This window comes from Sinorhizobium sp. FG01 (assembly GCF_002531875.1).
Taxonomy (GTDB): Bacteria; Pseudomonadota; Alphaproteobacteria; order Rhizobiales; family Rhizobiaceae; genus Sinorhizobium; species Sinorhizobium fredii_C.
The window spans coordinates 47,186-66,625 of the sequence record NZ_NWTB01000004.1 but is presented as its reverse complement, the minus strand read 5'-3'; the positions used below and the strand labels follow the sequence as shown (position 1 = coordinate 66,625).

Below are 19,440 nucleotides of genomic sequence, written 5' to 3'. Positions count from 1 at the left end.
TGTCGCCGGGGGAAGAAAGCATCGCAACGCCGATCGCAACCGGCGGCGTTGCCGAGCAATACAGGCGCAATCGTGTTCCCCAGGCTTTTGCCCTTGTTGGAACCTATTAGGTGACAAATCCTCTAGAAAATCAATTGACATTGTTATAGCATTTCGTGTGAGAAAAATTCACATAATCGAACCCGTCGGAGTTCCCGTTGTCGAGCCGCCTGCCCCCCTTGAACCCGCTGCGCGCCTTTGAGGCGACCGCCCGGCGCGGCTCGGTTTCCGCGGCGGCCCGCGAGCTCAACGTCACGCATGGGGCGATCAGCCATCAGATCCGTGCGCTCGAACTCTCCTTCAACGCGACCCTTTTCGAGCGCGGCGGCAAACGCCTGAGGCTGACCCCGCAGGGCGCGCTGCTGCTGCCGGCCGTCACCCACGCCTTCGCGGAAATCGCCGCCGCAACGGCGGCGATGACCCGGCCCGCCACCAGCGGCGAACTCCGGATCACCTGCGTGCCGGCGCTGCTCTCCTTCTGGATGATCCCGCGCCTGCATCAGTTCACCGAGCAGTTTCCCGACGTGCAGCTGACACTGATCGCCTCCAATGACGCGCTGCATCTCCACTCGCCCGAAGTCGACGTCTGCCTCCTCTATGGCGACGGCAATTGGGGAGACTGCTGGGCCAAGCTCTGGAGTCGGCTCGAGCTGTTTCCCGTGGTCAGCCCAACCCTTCTCAACATGCGGCCGCTGCGCTCGATCCGGGATCTGCGCGATCATGTGATGCTGCATGGCGACGACGGCCGCGAATGGAACACCTGGCTTGCCGCAGCCGACGCGGCCGACCTTCAGCGCGGCCGCCAGCATTTCATGAGCGACGCGCGGCTTTCGACCGAAGGCGCCCTGCACAACCAGGGCGTGGCGCTCGGCGATACGATCACCGCCGGCAGCCTGATCGCCCGCGGCGAGCTGATCGCGCCTTTCGATCTGACGGTGCCGGCCAACGACGCTTTTTTCGTTGCCTGCCGTAACGAGATCCGCGCCGCGCCAATCGTCCGCGTCTTCATCGACTGGCTGTTTGCGGCACTCGAAGGCGATCCGATGCCAGAGCTGCAGACCTCCGCCCGGACGATCATTCGGTCCCGCAGGCCGGAAGATCCGAAATCGGTAGCGGAGAGCTTCCGGCCGGTTTCGTCACCCCGCAAGCGGCGCTTGGAAACCCCGCAAAAGCGCAAGACCAAGCCGTAGTGCCGGACCCTCGCCCATGCCACTCGCCCAACCACAGGAACGCCCGATGCCTCATCTCAATCCGCTCGTCGCAAAGCTCTCGCCGCCGCCGGTCCCCTCCGTGCTTGCGTGGGCGAAGGCCTATGACGGGGCAAAGGGACCGCTGATCGATCTCTCCCAGGCGGTGCCCGGCTATCCTGCCCATCCGGATATGCTCAAATGGCTTGGCGAAGCCGCAGCGTCGCCCGCCTATACCGGCTACGGCGCGATCGAGGGCGAGCCTGAACTGCGCAGCGCCTATGCCGATGAGGTGGCAAAACTCTATGGCGCTCCCATTGGCCCGGAAAACATTCACGTCACCTCCGGCTGCAACCAGGCCTTCATCTGTGCCGCCATGGCGGTTGCCGGCGCCGGCGACACGGTGCTGATGACCAATCCCTATTATTTCAACCAGGAAACCACCCTGGCGATGCTCGGCATCAATGTCGAACTCGCACCCTGCGATGCCGGCGCCGGCTTCCTGCCCGAGGTCGAGACCATCGCCTCGGCCCTTCGGCCCGGCATTCGCGCCCTCGCCCTCGTTTCGCCGAACAACCCGACCGGCGCCGTCTATCCGGCCGACCTGCTGCAGCGCATCTATGAGGTCTGCCGCGCAAACGGCACCTGGCTCATCCTCGACGAGACCTATCGCGACTTCCTGCCCGAGGCCGCGGTGGCACCCCATCGCCTCCTTCAGACCAAGGGCTGGCAGGACGGCTTCATAGGCCTTTACAGCTTCTCCAAGTCCTTCTGCATCCCCGGCCACCGCCTCGGCGCGATCACCGCCGGACCCGCGCTGATCGAGCAGGTAACCAAGATCATGGACAACCTGCAGATCTGCGCCCCGCGTTCGGCCCAGGCCGCCGTCGCCAGGGCGATCCCGGCACTCGCCCACTGGCGGCTCGCCAACCGCGCCGAAATCACTGCCCGCGCCGACGCGCTGAAGGACGTCATGGGCCGCCTGCCGCAGTGGAAGCTGCAGGCCGTCGGCGCCTATTTCGCCTATGTCCGCCACCCCTTCCGCGATATCGACTCGCAGTTCGTCGCCGAGAAGCTGGCAAAGCTCGCCGGCATCGTCTGTCTGCCGGGTGACTATTTCGGTGAAGGCCAGGAAAGCTATCTGCGCTTTGCCTTCGCCAATGCCGACGTGCCCACGATCCGGAAATTGGAGGAGCGGCTGGCGGGATTTGCGCTGCCGGGCATTTGAGGAGCGCTAAACCGCGTCGCGTTCAAACGTATTCACGCGGCGCGCTTTAGCTCTTTGTTTTTGTGCATGTCGTCATCCCAAAAACCGCTGCACACTTTTTCGGCGACATGCCTTAGCCGCGGCGGGCGATCAGGATGCCGATGAGCACGATCGCCCCGCCCGTTGCCTGCATGACACCGACGGGCTCGCTCAGCAGGACCCAGGCGAGCACCGCAGCCACGACCGGCTGCACGAGCAGCGTCAGCGATGAAAAGGCGGGCGCCAGGAAGGCGAGCGCATAGGTGATCGCCACCTGCCCGCCGGCATGACTGACGAAGGCGAGTCCGAAAAGGATCGCCCAGCCGAAGCCCGTCGGCGGCAGGAGCGCGGGCTCGGCGAACACTGCCATCGGGAGCGTGCAGACGGCGGCCGAGGCGGTGCTCCAGATCATGATGCGGTTGGTGCCGAAGCGGCTGCGCAATTGCCCGATGGCAAGAATATAGCCGGCATAGAACATCGCGGCGACGATCGCGATGCCGTCCCCGATGAGATCGCCGCCGCCAAGCGCACCCGGGCCGCCTTTCAACACCACGACGCCGGCGACGGCCGTGACGAGACCGGCCAGGAAAATGCGGCTCACCGGCGAGCGGAACAGTGCCCAACTGGCAAGCGTCACGAAGACCGGAGCGAGATTGGCAAGCAGCGTCGCATTGGCCACGGAGGTCATGGTGAGCGAGAGGTGCCACGCCCCGAGGTCGATGGCGAGGAACACGCCCGGCAGGACGAGCAGCGCATAGTCGGACAAGCGCTCCGGGCGCCGGTCTGCGCCTGTATCCTTGGCGAGCCACGACCAGGCAAGGAGCGGGATCAGCGCCAGCGCCACGCGCCAGAAGGCCGTTGCCATCGGCCCCACTTCCGAGAGCCTGACAAAGATCGGCGATCCGGCAATGGCGACACCGCCCATGAGCAGCGCGGCCATGGCGAGCGACTGTTGCGGGGAGGCGGAACTGACGGCTTGACTCACGGTGATGTCCGGGTACTGGGAGGGAGCGCCAAAAGGCGCCCCCGCCAGCTATCAGAACTGCGGGTCAGGCAACAGCCCTGAAAAATCGCCGGTAGGCAATCGTTGGCAGCCGCAGACAACGTCGCAGCCGGTGAGCTCCAGCCGCCGATCAAGCCGCGTCCGGCAGATGCACCGTCTTCACCTCGAGAAAATCCTCGAGGCCGAAGGTACCGCCCTCACGGCCGTTGCCGGACTGCTTGTAGCCGCCGAAGGGGCTGCCGTAGCGGTGCGGCCCGCCATTGATATGCACCATGCCGGCCCGCAATCGCGCCGCGACCCGCTCGGCGCGCTGCCGATCGCCCGTCTGGACATAAGCCGCGAGACCATAGTTCGTGTCGTTGGCAAGCGCGATCGCTTCCTCCTCCGTGTCGAAGGGAATGATCGCCAGCACCGGCCCGAACACTTCCTCGCGTGCGATCCGCATCGAATTGTCGACGTCCGCGAAGATCGTCGGTTTGACGAAATATCCGGTCTCGAAGCCCTCCGGCTTGCCGGGGCCGCCGACGAGGAGCCGCGCCCCTTCGCCGACGCCCGCCTCGATCAGCGCCTGCACCCGCTCGAACTGGATGTGGCTCACCAGCGGACCGATATGCGCGCCTTCCTTGCTCGGATCGCCGACGGTCGCCTCCCGGCCCACGCGCCTTGCGATCGCCACCACGTCGTCATAGACGCTGCGCTCCACCAGCATGCGGGTCGGCGCATCGCAGGACTGGCCGGAATTATTGAAGCATTCGAGGATGCTGGCCGTCACCCGCTGCTCGAGATCGGCATCGGCGAAGACGATGTTCGGCGACTTGCCGCCGAGCTCCAGCGTGACGCGCTTGACCGTATCGGCGGCGTCCTTGCTGACGGCGATGCCGGCCCGCGTCGAACCGGTGAAGGACATCATGTCGATGTCCTTGTGCTTCGACAGTGCGGCGCCGGCGTGAAGGCCGTCGCCATTGACGAGGTTGAAGACGCCGGGCGGGAAGCCAGCCTCTTCGATCATCTCCGCATAGAGCATGGCATTGAGCGGCGTGAACTCGCTCGGCTTCAACACGCAGGTGCAGCCGGTCGCAAGCGCTGGCACGACCTTGAGCGCAATCTGGTTGACCGGCCAGTTCCACGGCGTGATCAGCCCGCAAACCCCGATCGGCTCGCGCATCAGCGTGTCGCCGTTCGGAAGTTTTTCGCGCAGCTTCAGCCGCTTCAGCGCGTCGATGTAACCCTTGAGGTGGCCGACGCCGACATCGGCCTGTTGCTCGCGGCTCATGGTCTTCGGCGCGCCGAGTTCCGCGGTGATCGTGTCGGCCATCTCGTCGTAGCGGCGTTCATAGATCGCCAGCAGCTTTTCAAGAAGCGCCAGCCGTTCCTCCAGGCTGGTCCGGCTGTAGGTCTCGAAGGCCTTCTTGGCGGCCGCAACGGCCCGGTCGACGTCGACTGCAGTACCGAGGGAGATAACCGCGATCGGCTTTTCGGTGGCAGGATTGAGCACATAGAGGTCGTTCTGTGCTGCCGGTTCGACCCATTCGCCGTTGATGTAGAACTTGCGTTTGTCGAGCATGCCGCTCCTCCTTCCCGTCAAGGTGTCTCTTGTTTTGCGGCAGACAGGACATCGTCACCTGCCGGCAAGCGACTTCCGCGCATTTGCGACGGCTTTGAGCGCGGATGATTGGTTTGCCGCCGCGAGTGCAGTCCCGCGTGCCAAGGCACGCTACGACGCAGGCGGCGTGGCCCGCAAGGGGTCGATGGCGCGGCCGCGGTGTCGAGCGTCAAGCGCGGCGTTCGCGACGCGTCCTGAAGAGTGCTGTGGTGGGAACCGTCAGATGGCGCCGATGATGAGGGCCGAGACGAAGCTGAACGCTGCGACGATGGCGATCGTGTGGGGAACGAGGTTGACCGGCAGCCGCCTCGTCGGCTGCGCCACATGAAAAGCGTAGCGGGAGTGGGTCATCGCCTTTGTCGGGTTCATTTTTCTCTCCGCTGCTGACCTTCGACTGTGGCTATGTTCTCCTATATTCTCCATTGAGTTTATATTATTTTCCCCGGAACGTGCGGGGGATGAAAAATCCGTTTCCCGACTTCAGTGGCTGTTGTTGCGTTCGCGCTCCCGAAGGTGGCGCGACCAGGTCTCGCTGAACCACGGGGTCAGCAGCGAAACGTCGGCGGAACTGTGCGAGCGGCTGAGCCGGCTGTCGGGCTCCACCGACGTCCAGACGGTGAAGTGCGTCAGCCGATGCTTGCCGAAGGTCTGGATCAGCGGAATGTCTGCCGCATCCCGGCCGCGGGCGACAGGAATGCGGCCGGCCCGCCCGCCATTGTTCTTGGCGTCGAACGTGTACCATCGGTCGCCGAGGAACACCTCGAACCAGGCGTTGAAATCCATCGGCGCCGGGCTGTTTGGAGCGCCAATGTCGGCCATATAGCCGTGAACGTAGCGGGCCGGCATGTTCATGCAGCGGCAGACAGCGACGGCGAGATGGGCATAGTCGCGGCTGACCCCAAGCCGGTCCTCGTGCGCTTCGAGCGCCGTACGCATCGCCGGCGCATAGCCGTAGCTGAAGATCAGCCGATCATGCACATAGTCTGAGATCGCCTGCACCCGTTGCCAGCCTGCCGGAATGCTGCCGAAGAGCCGCCAGGCAAGCGCGCTCAGCCGATCGGTCTCGCAATAGCGGCTGGCGCAAAGGTGGGGTAGCAGAGAGGGAGGCAGCTTTTCGACGGGCACCGCCTCCGCCAGCGGATCCGACGCGTCGAGCCGCCCGTCGTCGCTGATCACCGCGTCGTAGCCGAGCCGGGTTTCACCCTGAGAGAGAACCATGCGCAAACAGATATTGTGATGCGGGTCGGTGATTTCTTCCATCGGGATGAGCGGTGACGCGACCCGCCCGCGCTCCGTCACGACTGCATCGCGCCGTTCCTTGGCGACGGACAGAAACGTCATCATCGGCGTGGGTTGCGGACAATCGATGCCAATCTCATAACCGAAGCGGATGAACATGTTCGACCTCCGCACGGTGATTTACCGACACTTGCTCCCGCACGCCTAAACGCCGGTGGCAGCCCGGGTTTGCAACCCGTTCGAAGCTCTTCCCTGAAGTTCCCTTGATGTCCGCGTCAAGCCGGCGGGCGACCCGCCCGCGGGCCGGAATACTAGCGCATCGTTGCAGCGAGCGGTATCGATTTCGGCGAGAAGCCGGCAGCCGCAAGCCTACCAGCCGACGGCGTCCTTGAAGGAATACCACCAGGAGCCGATCGTCGAATACTGCGCGCGGAACAGCCGCCCGCCAGGAAAGGGATACCAGGGCAGTTTCTCGAACATGTCGAAGCGCGTCTGGTCGCCGTCGATCGCCTCGGCGAGCGTCCGGCCGAAGAGATGCGAGCCTGTCACCCCGTGACCGCTATAGCCGTGGGCGAAATATGTGTTGGCGCCGATGCGGCCCATCTGCGGCATGCGCGTGAAGGACAGCGCGAAATTGCCGCTCCAGGCATAGTCGATCTTCACGCCCTTCAGGCGCGGAAAGACCTTTTCAAGATTGGGCCGGAGCTTCGCCACCACATCGGCCGGATCGGTTCCGCCATAGACGGTGCCGCCACCGAAGATCATCCGCTTGTCGGCCGACAGCCGGAAATAGTCGAGGATGTAGCGCACATCCTCGACGCACATGTCGCTCGGGATCAGCGCGTCCGCGAGTTCCTCGCCGAGCGGTGCCGTGGTGATCATCTGCGTCGAGACGGGCATGACGCGCGAGACGAGCTCGGGCACCGCATCGCCGAGATAAGCATTGCCGCAGAGCACCACAAGGCGGGCTGAGACTTCACCTTCCCTGGTATGGACGGTCGGCCGCGCCCGCTTATGGTCGACGCGTGCCACTGGAGACATCTCGTAGATGGTGCCGCCGAGGCTCTCGAAGGCGCGGGCCTCTCCGAGCACCAGATTGAGCGGATGCATATGGCCGCCGCTGATATCGAGCATGCCGCCGCAATAGGCCCCGGAATCGACGAGCTTGCGCAGCGCCTCCCGGTCGAGAAGCAAGTGGTCGTCCATGCCATATTTGCGCCAGAGCGCCTGCTTGGCCTCGAGCTCCTTCATATGCGCGCCGGTATAGGCGGCGTAGATGTTGCCGGATTTCAGGTCGCAGTCGATCCGGTATCGGCTGACGAGCCGGCGGATGATCCGCCCGCCTTCCTGGACGAGGCCGCCGATGAAGCGCGCCGCGTCCTCTCCGAAGCGACTCCGGATCGTCGAGAGGCTAGCGTTGAGGCCATTGACGATCTGGCCGCCATTGCGCCCGGAAGCGCCCCAGCCCACCTGGGCGCCCTCCACCACTGTAACCTTGTAGCCCTTCTCGGCGAGATGAATGGCCGTCGCCAGACCTGTGTAACCGGCGCCGACGACGCAGATATCGGTTTCGACCCGCCCCTGCAGCTTGACCGGCGTGCGGATGATGTTGCGGGTGGCAGCGTAGTAGCTCGCCGGATAGCCGCCGTCGCCGGCATAGGACTTTGTGACGCTCACCCCGAGGATTCCCCTCTGCCGCAGGTCTTTGTCGGTAGGAGCCATATCGCAAATCTTGCCCCTTGACCATGCGGCGCAACGGCTGTCATATTGCTCAGATGTCAGACCAATTTGAGAGCGACTGCATGCCCGAGCCGGAGAAAGCGATGCTTCTGCCTCTGCCCCCGGTCGATCGGGTGCAGCAGGTGATCTCCGCGCTCGCCGACTATGTCCAGCGCTCCGGCTTGAAGCCCGGCGATCGCCTTCCGGCCGAACGCGAATTGATGGCGGCGCTCGCCGTCGGGCGCTCCACCATCCGCGAGGTCATCAGCCATTTTCAGGCGCTCGGCGTCGTCGAGGCGCGCAAGGGCAGCGGCACCTATCTGTTGCGCGCCATTTCCGGCGCCACCATCCACATGCCGCTGACCCTCGACACCGCGCACCTTCGCGATGCGCTGCTGCAGACGCTGGAAGTTCGCCGCGGCATCGAGGTCGAGGCCGGCATGGTCGCTGCGCGGCGCCGCACCGAGGCCGACCTCATCAACATCAAAACGAAGCTCGACGCGATGGAGCGCGTTCACCTTGCCAAGGGCACGTCCGGCCCCGAGGACCTCGCCTTCCATCTGGCGATCTACGACGCGACCCACAACCCGCTCTTCCGGCAATTGCTTGAGCAGATGCGCGAGGCCTTCGAGCGCTTCTGGGAAAAGCCCTTCGACCGGCCGGACTTCGCGCGTCGGTCGTTTCCGTATCACCGGACGCTCTTCGACGCGATCGCCTCGCAGAACCCGAACGCCGCCCGGGAAGAGACACTGAAAATTCTCGCGATCGTCGAGGAAGACATCAAGGAAATGTCCAAATGAATGACGGCCTCGACCCGTTCGACAGAGCCTCGCTGATTGCCGCCCATGACGAGGCCCATGCCTTCGACGCAGTCGTTCCGCCGATCGTCCAGACCTCCCTCTTCACCTTCAAGGACTATGACGAGATGATCGCCTCGTACCGAGGCGAACGCGTCCGGCCGATCTACACCCGCGGCCTCAATCCGACCGTCAGGCTGTTCGAGGAGATGCTGGCGAAGCTCGAGGGTGCCGAGGATGCGATCGGCTTTGCCAGCGGCATGTCGGCGATCTCCTCCACGGTTCTGTCCTTCGTCGAGCCGGGCGACCGCATCGTCGCGGTCAAGCATCTCTATCCCGATGCCTTCCGGCTGTTCGGCACGCATCTGAAGCGCATGCGCATCGAGGTCACCTATGTCGACGGGCGCGATGAGGAAGCGGTTGCCAAGGCACTTCCCGGCGCCAAGCTCTTCTACATGGAAAGCCCGACGAGCTGGGTGATGGATACCCATGACGTGGCGGGCCTGGCCGCACTTGCCAGGGCGCAAGGGATCGTCACCGTCATCGACAATAGCTGGGCGAGCCCGGTGTTCCAGCAGCCGATTTCGCTCGGCGTCGATCTCGTCATCCACTCGGCCTCGAAATATTTGAGCGGCCACAGCGATGTCGTCGCCGGTGTCGTCGCCGGCTCCAGGGAACTCGTCGGCCGCATCCGCTCCGAAGCCTATCCCTACCTCGGCGGCAAGCTCTCGCCCTTCGATGCCTGGCTGCTAATCCGCGGCCTGCGTACCCTGCCGATCCGGATGAAGGCGCATGAGCGCTCGGCGCTTGCCCTTGCGCGCCGCCTGCTCGAGCATCCGCTGGTCGAGACCGTCTGCCACCCCGGGCTCGGCAATCACCTGCCGCCGGGTCTTTCGGGTACCTCCGGCCTGTTCTCCTTCATCTTCCGCGAGGGCGTCGACATCCGCCGCTTCGCCGATCATGTCGAACTGTTCAAGCTCGGCGTATCCTGGGGTGGCCACGAAAGCCTCATCGTCCCGGGCGAGGTCGTCCTGGCGCAGAAAGCGCAACCCAATTCCGCGGCCGCCTTCGGCATTTCTCCGCGGTCGGTACGGCTCCATGTCGGCCTGGAGGGAACGGAGGCCCTCTGGAGCGATCTCGAAGCGGCGCTCGGCGCCGCTTCACCAGGCTGACGACCAGCGGGAAGGCGGCTCTCCGCATCCCGCCCCAATAAAAATCGATCAACGCCAAGAACAAAGGGAACAAAAATGAGGAAACTGATCACAGCCACCCTGCTCGCCACGCTGATGGCCGGCAGCGCGCTTGCTGATACCAAGCTGAAGCTCGTCGAGGTCATCACCAGCCCCGAGCGCACCGAAACGCTGAAGTCGATCGTCGCCAAATTCGAGGCGGCGAATCCCGGCACCACTGTCGAGATCATCTCGCTGCCCTGGGGCGAAGCCTTCCAGAAATTCGCCACGATGGTCTCGGCGGGCGAAATCCCGGACGTCATGGAAATGCCGGACACCTGGCTGTCGCTCTACGCCAATAACGGCATGCTGGAGAGCCTCGAACCCTACCTCGCCAAGTGGGAGCACACGCCAGGCCTCACCGAGCGGGCCCTGGAACTCGGCCGCGACGTCAACGATACCGCCTATATGCTGCCCTACGGCTTCTATCTCCGGGCGATGTTCTACAACAAGAAACTGCTCTCGGAAGCCGGCGTTGCCGAGCCGCCGAAGACCATGGACGACTTCGTCAAGGCGTCGGAAGCGATCTCCAAGCTGCCCGGCAAATCCGGCTACTGCCTGCGCGGCGGCCCGGGCGGCCTCAATGGTTGGGTGATGTTCGGCGCCACCATGGCCGGCGACAACACCTTCTTCAAGGAGGACGGCACCTCGACGATGAACAGCGAGGGCTGGATCAAGGGCCTCACCTGGGTGATCGACCTCTACAAAAAGGGTCTGGCGCCGAAGGACAGCGTCAACTGGGGCTTCAACGAAATCGTCGCCGGCTTCTATAGCGGCACCTGCGCCTTCCTCGACCAGGATCCGGACGCGCTGATCGCCATCGCCCAGCGCATGAAGCCGGAGGATTTCGGCGTCACCACCATGCCCAAGGGCCCGAGCGGCAAGGCCTTCACGACGATCGGCTTCGCCGGCTGGTCGATGCTTTCGGCAAGCCAGAACAAGGACCTCTCCTGGAAGCTGATCGAGACGCTCGAAGGGCCGGAAGGCAACATCGAGTGGAACAAGCGCACCGGCGCGCTGCCGGTCCACAAGTCCGCAGAGAAGGACCCCTTCTATTCGGGCCCGCAGTTCAAGGGCTGGTTCGACGAACTGGCCGACAAAGACGTCGTGCTGACCGTCATGCCGACCTACCTCGAGGAATTCGCCTACTTCAAGGATTCACTCGCCATCAAGACGAGCCAGGAAGCGCTCCTCGGCGACATCACGCCGGAAGAGCTCGCCAATCAATGGGCGGACTACCTGACCAAGGCACAGCAGAAATATCTGGCCAACAAGAAGTGATCCGACATGAAGGGCGACAGGGTCGCCTGCCGCCCTTCATCAACATGGACTGCGCCCGCCCGCGGGGCGGCCAGGAGGAACTCCGATCGATGGATTATGCCGCACGCCAACAGCGCCAGTCCGCAAGCCGCCGGCGGCTGATGAAGCGCATCGCGGACGCATCGGCGCCCTATCTCTACAGTGCGCCTGCGCTGATCCTGATCGTCACGGTGATGCTGGTGCCGCTGGTGCTCGGCGTCTCCTATGCGTTCCGCGACGTGCAGCTCCTCAATCCCTTCTCCGGCGCCTTCATTGGACTCGATCATTTTCGGGCGCTCTCTCAAGACCAGGCCTTTTTCCGCTCGCTGCGCAACACGCTCTGGTGGACCGGTGCATCCGTTCTTCTTCAGTTTGCCTTTGGATTGATTCTGGCGTTGCTGCTCGACAAACCGTTTCGCGGCCGCGCCATCGCCCAGGCGCTCGTCTTCCTGCCCTGGGCGGTGCCGAGCTTCCTTGCCGGCCTCAACTGGGCCTGGCTCTTCAACCCGGTCGTCGGGCCGCTGCCGCACTGGCTCTATGCGCTCGGGATCATGAGCCAGCCGGCGAACATCTTGTCGGATCCGCAGCTTGCCATGTGGGGACCGATCGTCGCCAATATCTGGTGGGGCATTCCCTTCTTCGCAATTACCCTGCTTGCCGCCCTGCAGGCGATCCCGCGCGACCTCTACGAAGCGGCGAGCATAGACGGCGCCGGCGCCTTTCAGCGCTTCCTGTCGATCACCCTGCCTTTCCTCGCGCCGACGATCGCAATCACCATTCTGTTGCGCACCGTCTGGATCTCGAACTTCGCCGACTTGATCATCGTCATGACCAATGGCGGTCCGGCCGACCGGACCCAGATCGTCGCCAGCTACATCTTCACCCAGGCCTTCAAGCGGCTCGATTTCGGCTACGCCTCGGCGATCGCGCTGGTGCTCCTGGCGCTGCTGCTGGCCTATTCGCTGCTGATCGTCATCCTGCGGCAATGGCTCCTGAGCAAGGATTGAACCGATGCGCGTCAAGTCAGCCCTCCTCACCGTCGCGCACCGCCTTGCGATCCTGACCTATATTGCCTTTGCCCTCTTTCCACTCTTCTGGCTGCTGAAGGTCGCGGTGACGCCCAACGACCTGCTCTATTCCGAAGGCATCCGCCTCTGGCCGTCGCGCGCCAGCCTCGAGCACTTCGACTTCGTGCTGCGGCACAGCGCCTTTCCGGTTTTCTTTCGCAACAGCCTGATCGTCTCCGGCTCGACGGCGGTCGTCGTGACGATCCTTGCCTCGCTTTCCGGCTATGCGCTGTCGCGTTTCCGCTTCCGCGGCAAATACTGGCTGGTGACGCTGATGCTTTTGACGCAGATGTTCCCACTGGTCATGCTCGTCGCGCCGATCTTCAAGATCCTCTCGCCGCTCGGGCTCACCAACAGCCTGACGGGCCTCGTCATCGTCTACAGCGCCTTCAACGTGCCCTTCGCCACCTTCCTGATGCAGTCCTTCTTCGACGGCATTCCGAAGGATCTGGAAGAGGCGGCGATGATCGACGGCGCCACGCAATTCGTCGCCTTCCGCCAGATCATCCTGCCGCTGACCTTGCCCGGCATCGCCGCAACGCTAGGCTTCGTCTTCACCGCCGCCTGGAGCGAACTGCTCTTCTCGCTCATGCTGATCTCCGGCAACGATCAGGCGACCTTCCCGGTCGGGCTCCTCTCCTTCGTCTCGAAATTCTCGGTCGATTTCGGCCAGATGATGGCTGCCGGCGTGCTTGCGCTGATCCCGGCCTGCCTCTTCTTCCTGCTCATTCAACGCTATCTCGTCCAGGGCCTCACGGCCGGCGCGGTCAAAGGCTAAGGATTGCTCATGGCTTCCATCGACATCGCCAATATCCAGAAATCCTACGGCGTCCACCCGGTGCTGCACGACGTCGACCTCAAGATCCGCGACGGCGAATTCGTCGTCCTCGTCGGCCCGTCCGGCTGCGGCAAGTCGACCTTGCTGCGGATGATCGCCGGGCTTGAAAGCGTCACCGGCGGCGAGATCCGCATCGCCGGCAAGCGGGTGAACGAGCTCGCACCAAAGGACCGCGACATTGCCATGGTGTTTCAGTCCTACGCGCTCTATCCGCACATGTCGGTCGCCCGGAACATGAGTTACAGCCTCAGGCTTCGCAAGACGCCGAAGGAGAGGATCGCAACCGTGGTGACCGGTGCCGCCGCCAAGCTTGGCCTCGAGCCGCTGCTGGAGCGTCGGCCGAAAGCGCTTTCCGGCGGTCAGCGCCAGCGCGTCGCCATGGGCCGCGCCATCGTGCGCCAGCCGAAGGCCTTCCTCTTCGACGAGCCGCTCTCCAATCTCGACGCACGGCTGCGCGAGCAGATGCGCGCCGAAATCAAGAAGCTGCACAAGGATCTCGGCGCCACCTCGATCTACGTGACGCATGACCAGATCGAGGCGATGACGCTCGCCGACCGGATCGTCGCCATGAATGCCGGCGTCGTCCAGCAGGTCGGCAGTCCGCTGGACCTCTACGACCGTCCCGCCAATCTCTTCGTTGCCGGCTTCATCGGATCGCCCGGCATGAACTTTTTCGAGGGCACCTGTCGCGCTGCCGACGGGCCGCTGTTCGAAATCGCCGGAGACATCGGAATTCCCCTCGACGCATCTCCCCCGCTTGCGAACAACGCCAGGGCGACGCTCGGCATCCGCCCGGAGCACATCGTGCTTGCCGGCCATGGACCGGAGACGCTGCTCGCCGCCGTCGACCTCGTCGAGCCGACCGGCTTCGGCATCATCCTGCACCTCTCGCTCGGGCGGGCGGGCTTTAAGGTCTTCACCAACGATCGCTCCTTCCTGACCGCCTCCGGCACCATCCCCGTCCACTTCCCGGCGCACAGCCTGCACTTCTTCGACAGCGAGGGGACCCGCGTCTGACGGGCGCCCTATCCGTCTCTATCCCGAAGGAGCAATTGACTTCTCCCCGGTGTGGACTAGCTTCTTTTTGTCGCAAGTATCAACCGCTCCGGCGCGCATTCTTAGAGAGCAAGCACCGTCCAAAGCCACGATTGACGATACTCTTCTTTGCCCGCGCCGGGCGAAAATGGGGAAGTATCATGCGAATTGCAGTTGTTGCCCTGTCTTTTTCGGCACTCCTTCTCTGTCCGACCGCCGGACAGGCGCAGGAGGGCGACGCCGAGGCCGGCGCCACCGTCTTCAAGAAATGCTCCGCCTGCCACGTCGTGGACAAGGATCAGAATAGGGTCGGGCCATCGCTCATGGGCGTCATCGGCCGAACCGCCGGAACTCATGCGAACTTCAAATATTCGAAAGCCATGGTCGATGCGGGCAAGAACGGGCTCGTCTGGGACGAGGCGGCGCTGAATGAGTATCTCCGAGATCCCAAAGCCAAGGTCAAAGGCACCAAGATGGTCTTCCCCGGCCTCAAGAAGGACGATGAGATCGCCAATGTGATCGCCTATCTCAAGCAACACCCCAAATAGGAGCATCTCCCGGGTAGGCAGAATTCTCCGCCTTACCGAGGATTTGCCAGTATTATCCGTTCGTGCAATAATTCTGATCGGAACGCCGCGGATTGCGTATTCGTCTCACGGCCAATCGCGGCGGGGAGGGACAGAAAATGGCGGTGGTAGTGATTCTGGTTGTGTTGGCCGCCGGATCAGTGTTGTTCCATTTGCTCAGTCCTTGGTGGTGGACGCCGATCGCCTCCAACTGGAATTACATAGACAATACCATCATCATCACCTTCTGGATCACCGGCATTGCCTTTACCGCCGTGGTCCTGTTCATGGCCTATTGCGTTCTGCGCTTCCGCCATCGTCCCGGCAACACCGCCGCCTATGAGCCCGAGAACAGGAAGCTCGAAGGCTGGCTGGCGACGAGCACGACGCTGGGCGTGGCGGCGATGCTGGCGCCCGGCCTGTTCGTCTGGAACCAGTACATCACCGTCCCGCAGGGTGCTTCGGAAGTGGAGGTGATCGGAGCGCAATGGCTCTGGAGCTTCCGGCTTCCCGGCGCGGACGGGCGGCTCGGCACCAGCGAAACCCGCGACATCACCCCGGAAAACACGCTCGGCCTCAACCGGAACGACGCCGCCAGCCTCGACGACCTGATCATCGAGGGCGGCGAGCTTCACCTTCCCGTCGGCAAGCCGGTGAAGGTGCTGCTCCGCTCCGTCGATGTGCTGCACGATTTCTACGTACCGGAATTCCGCGCCAAAATGGACATGGTGCCGGGCATGGTGACCTATTTCTGGTTCACCCCGACGCGCACCGGCACCTTCGAAATCCTCTGCGCCGAGCTCTGCGGCGTCGGCCATCCGCAGATGCGCGGCACCGTCGTGGTCGATACCGAGGAAGACTATCGGACCTGGCTCGCCGAGCAGCAGAGTTTTTCGCAACTATCCGCATCGTCCGAAACTAGCCCGGCGGCAACGGTTGCCGCCGCAGCGGCGCAGTAGGAGGCGCCGTGGCGTAGCGACCTGGGAGGATTATGATGGTCGATGTCCGGTCCGGTATTGGCGAGGCGCTTCCGCCTCCCGAAGTCGAGGATGTTGAGCTCTACCATCCGCACAGCTGGTGGACGCGCTACGTCTTCAGCCAGGATGCGAAGATCATCGCCATCCAATATGCGACGACCGCGATCGCCATCGGCATGGTGGCGCTGGTGCTGTCCTGGCTTATGCGCCTGCAGCTCGGCTTTCCCGGCACGTTCGACTTTATCGATGCCGATGCCTATTACCAGTTCATCACCATGCACGGCATGATCATGGTGATCTACCTCTTGACCGCGCTCTTCCTCGGCGGCTTCGGAAATTATCTCATTCCGCTGATGGTCGGCGCCCGCGACATGGTGTTCCCCTACGCCAACATGCTGAGCTATTGGATCTATTTGCTCGCCGTGCTGGTGCTGGTCGCGAGTTTCTTCGCACCCGGCGGACCGACGGGCGCCGGCTGGACGCTCTATCCGCCGCAGGCCGTGCTTTCCGGCACGCCGGGCGGCAAGGATTGGGGCATCATCCTGATGCTCGCGTCGCTGATCATCTTCATCATCGGCTTCACCATGGGCGGCCTCAACTATGTCGTAACGGTACTCCAGGGCCGCGCCCGCGGCATGACGCTGATGCGCCTGCCGCTGACCGTCTGGGGCATCTTCACGGCGACGGTGATGGCGCTGCTTGCCTTTCCCGCGCTATTCGTCGCCTGCGTGATGATGCTGTTCGACCGGCTGCTCGGCACCAGCTTCTTCATGCCGGCGATCGTCGAAATGGGCGAGCAGCTGCAGCATGGCGGCGGCAGCCCGATCCTGTTCCAGCATCTCTTCTGGTTCTTCGGGCACCCGGAGGTCTACATCGTCGCGCTCCCCGCCTTCGGCATCGTTTCCGATCTGATCAGCACCCACGCGCGCAAGAACATCTTCGGCTACCGGATGATGGTCTGGGCGATCGTCATCATCGGCGGCCTCTCCTTCATCGTCTGGGCGCACCACATGTATGTGAGCGGGATGAATCCCTATTTCGGCTTCTTCTTCGCCACCACGACGCTGATCATCGCCGTGCCGACGGCGATCAAGGTGTACAATTGGGTACTGACCCTCTGGCGCGGCAATATCCACCTGACCTTGCCGATGCTGTTTTCGCTGGCCTTCATCGTCACCTTCGTCAATGGCGGGCTGACGGGCCTCTTCCTCGGCAATGTCGTCGTCGACGTGCCGCTCTCCGACACGATGTTCGTCGTCGCGCATTTCCACATGGTGATGGGCGTGGCGCCGATCATGGTCATCTTCGGTGCGATCTATCATTGGTATCCGAAGATCACCGGCCGCATGCTCAATGAAGCGCTTGGCCAGATCCACTTCTGGGTCACCTTCATCGGCGCGTATTTGATCTTTTTCCCGATGCACTATGTCGGCCTCGTCGGCGTGCCGCGCCGCTACTACGACCTCGGCGAGATGGCTTTCGTGCAGGACTCGGTCCACAGCCTCAACGCCTTCATCAGCGTCATGGCGCTGATCGTCGGCGCCGCCCAGATCGTCTTCCTGTTCAATCTCGTCTGGAGCCTGCGCCACGGCCGCGAAGCCGGCGGCAATCCGTGGCGGGCGACAACGCTCGAGTGGCAGACGCCGGAGACGCCGCCGCCGCACGGCAATTGGGGTCATCAGCTGCCGGTCGTCTATCGCTGGGCTTACGATTACAGCGTTCCGGGGGCACCGGAGGATTTCATCCCGCAGAACCAGCCGACGCCGAGCCGCGTCGGACATGAGGCGGCTTCATGAGCGTCGCTGTCATCTTCCTCACGCTGGTCGCCGCCGTCATCGTCTGGTGGCTTGCCCGGCAACGGCTCGCTTCGCGCCCCTGGCTCGAAGTCGGCCACGTCTACGACCGCCGGAGCGGCGCGCCGCTGCCAGCGGCAAAGATCGGGCTCGGCGTCTTCCTCGGTGTCGTCGGCGCGCTGTTCTCGCTCGCCATCAGCGCCTATTTCATGCGGATGGCCTCGTCCGACTGGGGCTCCCTTCCCCTGCCCGCTCTGCTCTGGGTCAATACCGGCATTCTGGCCGCCGGCAGCATCACGCTGCACCGGGCAAAGGTCGAGGCCCAGAAGTGCCACGACGAGGCGACCAGAACCGCCCTGCTTGCAGCGCTGGCCGCCGGCCTCGCTTTCCTCGTCGGACAGCTATTCGCCTGGCGCGAACTGACGGCTGCCGGCTATTTCCTGGCCGGAAATCCCGCCAACAGCTTCTTCTACCTGCTGACCGGCATGCACGGCCTGCACATCGTCGGCGGACTTGCCGCGCTCGGCCGGCTCACTGTCCGCGCCTGGGGCGGACCGCTCGACCGCAGAATACGCCTGACAGTCGAGCTCTGCGCCATCTACTGGCATTTCATGCTGTTCGTCTGGCTGGTGCTCTTCGGCCTCTTTTCCGGCTGGGCCAGCGACGTCGTCGATTTCTGCCGCCAACTCCTGACATAGGAACCGCTGACAATGTCTGCCCCGATCAAGACCCCCGCCGCAGAAACGCTTCCCCGCCCGGCCGGCCTGGCCGGGCTGGCGTCGGACTGGGCCTCGGACCAGCGGACGTTCAAGAACGTCTCCTGGGGGAAGGCCATGATGTGGATCTTCCTCCTCAGCGACACCTTCGTCTTCGGCTGCTTCCTGCTCGCTTATATGGCGGCGCGCATGTCCACCACCGTCCCCTGGCCGAACCCGAGCGAAGTCTTCGCGCTGGAGATCGGCGGAACGCATATGCCGCTGATCCTGATCGCGATCATGACCTTCGTGCTGATCTCCTCGAGCGGCACCATGGCGATGGCGGTCAATTGCGGTTATCGCCGCGACCGCAGGAAGACCGCAATTCTCATGCTGGTGACCGCCCTGTTCGGCGCCACTTTCGTCGGCATGCAGGCATTCGAGTGGTCGAAACTGATCGCCGAAGGCGTGCGGCCCTGGGGCAACCCCTGGGGAGCGGCGCAGTTCGGCTCCTCCTTCTTCATGATCACCGGCTTCCACGGCACCCATGTCACCTTCGGCGTGATCTTCCTGCTGATCGTCGCCCGCAAGGTCTGGCGCGGCGATTTCGACACGGAGCGGCCCGGCTTCTTCACCAGCCGCAAGGGCCGCTACGAGATCGTCGAGATCACCGGCCTCTACTGGCACTTCGTCGACCTCGTCTGGGTCTTCATCTTCGCGTTCTTCTATCTCTGGTGAGGAGGGCACCATGGCGCATGCAGAGGCTCAAGCCGCGCAACATACGGCACATACGGAACAGCAGCAGCACCCGATCAAGCTCTACCTGCTGGTCTGGGGCCTGCTCTTCGTGCTCAGCGCCTTTTCCTACCTGGTCGATTATTTCGGCCTGCAGGGCTATCTCCGCTGGTCGCTGATCCTGATCTTCATGATGCTGAAGGCCGGATTGATCGTGGCGGTGTTCATGCACATGGCCTGGGAGCGGCTCGCGCTCACCTATGCCATCCTGCTGCCGCCGCTCTTGGTCCTGGTCTTCGTGGCGCTGATGGCGTCGGAGTCGAACTACGTCCTGTTCACCCGCCTCGCCTTCTTCGGCACAGGGCCCTGACAG

The 19,440-nt window shown here is 63.6% G+C and carries 19 protein-coding genes; 14 read left to right on the top strand and 5 right to left on the bottom strand.

Annotation, left to right across the window (positions count from 1 at the left end; genetic code table 11):
• The first annotated feature begins 197 nt into the window (after nt 1-197).
• Both CO656_RS05740 and CO656_RS05735 read left to right on the top strand, forming a co-directional pair.
• Nucleotides 198-1,229, top strand: coding sequence for a LysR substrate-binding domain-containing protein (locus CO656_RS05740; protein ID WP_097525122.1), 1,032 nt, complete (start codon nt 198-200; stop codon nt 1,227-1,229).
• A 46-nt stretch (nt 1,230-1,275) separates the two neighbouring features.
• On the top strand, nt 1,276-2,454 hold the full coding sequence (locus CO656_RS05735; protein WP_097525121.1) for an aminotransferase: 1,179 nt from the start codon (nt 1,276-1,278) through the stop codon (nt 2,452-2,454).
• 112 nt (nt 2,455-2,566) lie between these two features.
• On the opposite strand, the gene CO656_RS05730 is transcribed toward CO656_RS05735, so the two are convergent.
• The 5 genes from CO656_RS05730 to CO656_RS05710 all read right to left on the bottom strand — a co-directional run bounded on the left by CO656_RS05730 (nt 2,567) and on the right by CO656_RS05710 (nt 8,039).
• Nucleotides 2,567-3,412: a DMT family transporter gene (locus CO656_RS05730; RefSeq protein WP_097525120.1), complete on the bottom strand. Its 846-nt coding sequence runs from the start codon at nt 3,410-3,412 to the stop codon at nt 2,567-2,569.
• 193 nt (nt 3,413-3,605) lie between these two features.
• On the bottom strand, nt 3,606-5,039 hold the full coding sequence (locus tag CO656_RS05725; protein ID WP_097525119.1) for an aldehyde dehydrogenase family protein: 1,434 nt from the start codon (nt 5,037-5,039) through the stop codon (nt 3,606-3,608).
• Nucleotides 5,040-5,297: 258 nt separating this feature from the next.
• Entirely contained in the window at nt 5,298-5,447 is a 150-nt protein-coding gene (locus CO656_RS05720; RefSeq protein WP_097525118.1) for a hypothetical protein, read from the bottom strand.
• A 111-nt stretch (nt 5,448-5,558) separates the two neighbouring features.
• A complete protein-coding gene (locus CO656_RS05715; protein ID WP_097525117.1) occupies nt 5,559-6,476 on the bottom strand; it encodes a transglutaminase family protein in 918 nt (305 codons plus the stop codon).
• A gap of 210 nt (nt 6,477-6,686) precedes the next feature.
• On the bottom strand, nt 6,687-8,039 hold the full coding sequence (locus CO656_RS05710; RefSeq protein WP_097525116.1) for an FAD-binding oxidoreductase: 1,353 nt from the start codon (nt 8,037-8,039) through the stop codon (nt 6,687-6,689).
• A gap of 80 nt (nt 8,040-8,119) precedes the next feature.
• Between CO656_RS05710 and CO656_RS05705 the strand changes: the two genes are divergently transcribed.
• The 12 genes from CO656_RS05705 (at nt 8,120) to CO656_RS05650 (ending at nt 19,437) form a co-directional block, all read left to right on the top strand.
• Nucleotides 8,120-8,836 carry a FadR/GntR family transcriptional regulator gene (locus CO656_RS05705; RefSeq protein WP_097525115.1) on the top strand — a complete coding sequence of 239 codons (717 nt, stop codon included), beginning with the start codon at nt 8,120-8,122 and terminating at the stop codon, nt 8,834-8,836.
• Nucleotides 8,833-10,005: a PLP-dependent transferase gene (locus tag CO656_RS05700; RefSeq protein WP_097525114.1), complete on the top strand. Its 1,173-nt coding sequence runs from the start codon at nt 8,833-8,835 to the stop codon at nt 10,003-10,005. The genes CO656_RS05705 and CO656_RS05700 overlap by 4 nt, the downstream gene beginning before the upstream one ends.
• Nucleotides 10,006-10,080: 75 nt before the next feature.
• Nucleotides 10,081-11,343 (top strand): sugar ABC transporter substrate-binding protein, encoded by a 1,263-nt coding sequence (locus CO656_RS05695; protein ID WP_097525113.1) that lies wholly within the window; start codon nt 10,081-10,083, stop codon nt 11,341-11,343.
• An 89-nt stretch (nt 11,344-11,432) separates the two neighbouring features.
• A complete protein-coding gene (locus CO656_RS05690; RefSeq protein WP_097525112.1) occupies nt 11,433-12,368 on the top strand; it encodes a sugar ABC transporter permease in 936 nt (311 codons plus the stop codon).
• A 4-nt stretch (nt 12,369-12,372) separates the two neighbouring features.
• Nucleotides 12,373-13,206, top strand: a complete 834-nt coding sequence (locus tag CO656_RS05685) for a carbohydrate ABC transporter permease (RefSeq protein WP_037414491.1) — start codon at nt 12,373-12,375, stop codon at nt 13,204-13,206.
• A gap of 9 nt (nt 13,207-13,215) precedes the next feature.
• A complete protein-coding gene (ugpC, locus tag CO656_RS05680; RefSeq protein WP_037414490.1) occupies nt 13,216-14,283 on the top strand; it encodes a sn-glycerol-3-phosphate ABC transporter ATP-binding protein UgpC in 1,068 nt (355 codons plus the stop codon).
• Nucleotides 14,284-14,462: 179 nt separating this feature from the next.
• Nucleotides 14,463-14,849 carry a cytochrome c family protein gene (locus tag CO656_RS05675; RefSeq protein WP_037414489.1) on the top strand — a complete coding sequence of 129 codons (387 nt, stop codon included), beginning with the start codon at nt 14,463-14,465 and terminating at the stop codon, nt 14,847-14,849.
• 137 nt (nt 14,850-14,986) lie between these two features.
• Nucleotides 14,987-15,826 carry a cytochrome c oxidase subunit II gene (locus tag CO656_RS05670; protein ID WP_037414488.1) on the top strand — a complete coding sequence of 280 codons (840 nt, stop codon included), beginning with the start codon at nt 14,987-14,989 and terminating at the stop codon, nt 15,824-15,826.
• A gap of 32 nt (nt 15,827-15,858) precedes the next feature.
• Nucleotides 15,859-17,640 (top strand): cytochrome c oxidase subunit I, encoded by a 1,782-nt coding sequence (ctaD, locus tag CO656_RS05665; RefSeq protein WP_083853872.1) that lies wholly within the window; start codon nt 15,859-15,861, stop codon nt 17,638-17,640.
• Entirely contained in the window at nt 17,637-18,335 is a 699-nt protein-coding gene (locus CO656_RS05660; RefSeq protein WP_097525111.1) for a cytochrome c oxidase subunit 3, read from the top strand. Before ctaD ends, CO656_RS05660 begins: the two co-directional genes overlap by 4 nt.
• A 12-nt stretch (nt 18,336-18,347) precedes the next feature.
• Complete coding sequence (locus tag CO656_RS05655) at nt 18,348-19,070, top strand: heme-copper oxidase subunit III family protein (protein WP_037414485.1); 723 nt, start codon at nt 18,348-18,350, stop codon at nt 19,068-19,070.
• A 10-nt stretch (nt 19,071-19,080) separates the two neighbouring features.
• A complete protein-coding gene (locus CO656_RS05650; protein ID WP_037414483.1) occupies nt 19,081-19,437 on the top strand; it encodes a cytochrome C oxidase subunit IV family protein in 357 nt (118 codons plus the stop codon).
• The last annotated feature ends 3 nt before the right edge of the window (nt 19,438-19,440 follow it).

Excerpts from the sequence above, each read along its gene's own strand:
- CO656_RS05690 (WP_097525112.1), top strand. The coding sequence starts at position 11,433 with ATGGATTATGCCGCACGCCAACAGCGCCAGTCCGCAAGCCGCCGGCGG.
- CO656_RS05675 (WP_037414489.1), top strand. The coding sequence starts at position 14,463 with ATGCGAATTGCAGTTGTTGCCCTGTCTTTTTCGGCACTCCTTCTCTGT.
- CO656_RS05705 (WP_097525115.1), top strand. The coding sequence starts at position 8,120 with ATGCCCGAGCCGGAGAAAGCGATGCTTCTGCCTCTGCCCCCGGTCGAT.
- CO656_RS05650 (WP_037414483.1), top strand. The coding sequence starts at position 19,081 with ATGGCGCATGCAGAGGCTCAAGCCGCGCAACATACGGCACATACGGAA.
- ugpC (WP_037414490.1), top strand. The coding sequence starts at position 13,216 with ATGGCTTCCATCGACATCGCCAATATCCAGAAATCCTACGGCGTCCAC.
- CO656_RS05695 (WP_097525113.1), top strand. The coding sequence starts at position 10,081 with ATGAGGAAACTGATCACAGCCACCCTGCTCGCCACGCTGATGGCCGGC.
- CO656_RS05730 (WP_097525120.1), bottom strand. The coding sequence starts at position 3,412 with ATGGCCGCGCTGCTCATGGGCGGTGTCGCCATTGCCGGATCGCCGATC.
- CO656_RS05720 (WP_097525118.1), bottom strand. The coding sequence starts at position 5,447 with ATGAACCCGACAAAGGCGATGACCCACTCCCGCTACGCTTTTCATGTG.
- CO656_RS05660 (WP_097525111.1), top strand. The coding sequence starts at position 17,637 with ATGAGCGTCGCTGTCATCTTCCTCACGCTGGTCGCCGCCGTCATCGTC.
- ctaD (WP_083853872.1), top strand. The coding sequence starts at position 15,859 with ATGATGGTCGATGTCCGGTCCGGTATTGGCGAGGCGCTTCCGCCTCCC.
- CO656_RS05685 (WP_037414491.1), top strand. The coding sequence starts at position 12,373 with ATGCGCGTCAAGTCAGCCCTCCTCACCGTCGCGCACCGCCTTGCGATC.
- CO656_RS05655 (WP_037414485.1), top strand. The coding sequence starts at position 18,348 with ATGTCTGCCCCGATCAAGACCCCCGCCGCAGAAACGCTTCCCCGCCCG.
- CO656_RS05670 (WP_037414488.1), top strand. The coding sequence starts at position 14,987 with ATGGCGGTGGTAGTGATTCTGGTTGTGTTGGCCGCCGGATCAGTGTTG.
- CO656_RS05735 (WP_097525121.1), top strand. The coding sequence starts at position 1,276 with ATGCCTCATCTCAATCCGCTCGTCGCAAAGCTCTCGCCGCCGCCGGTC.
- CO656_RS05725 (WP_097525119.1), bottom strand. The coding sequence starts at position 5,039 with ATGCTCGACAAACGCAAGTTCTACATCAACGGCGAATGGGTCGAACCG.
- CO656_RS05715 (WP_097525117.1), bottom strand. The coding sequence starts at position 6,476 with ATGTTCATCCGCTTCGGTTATGAGATTGGCATCGATTGTCCGCAACCC.
- CO656_RS05700 (WP_097525114.1), top strand. The coding sequence starts at position 8,833 with ATGAATGACGGCCTCGACCCGTTCGACAGAGCCTCGCTGATTGCCGCC.
- CO656_RS05710 (WP_097525116.1), bottom strand. The coding sequence starts at position 8,039 with ATGGCTCCTACCGACAAAGACCTGCGGCAGAGGGGAATCCTCGGGGTG.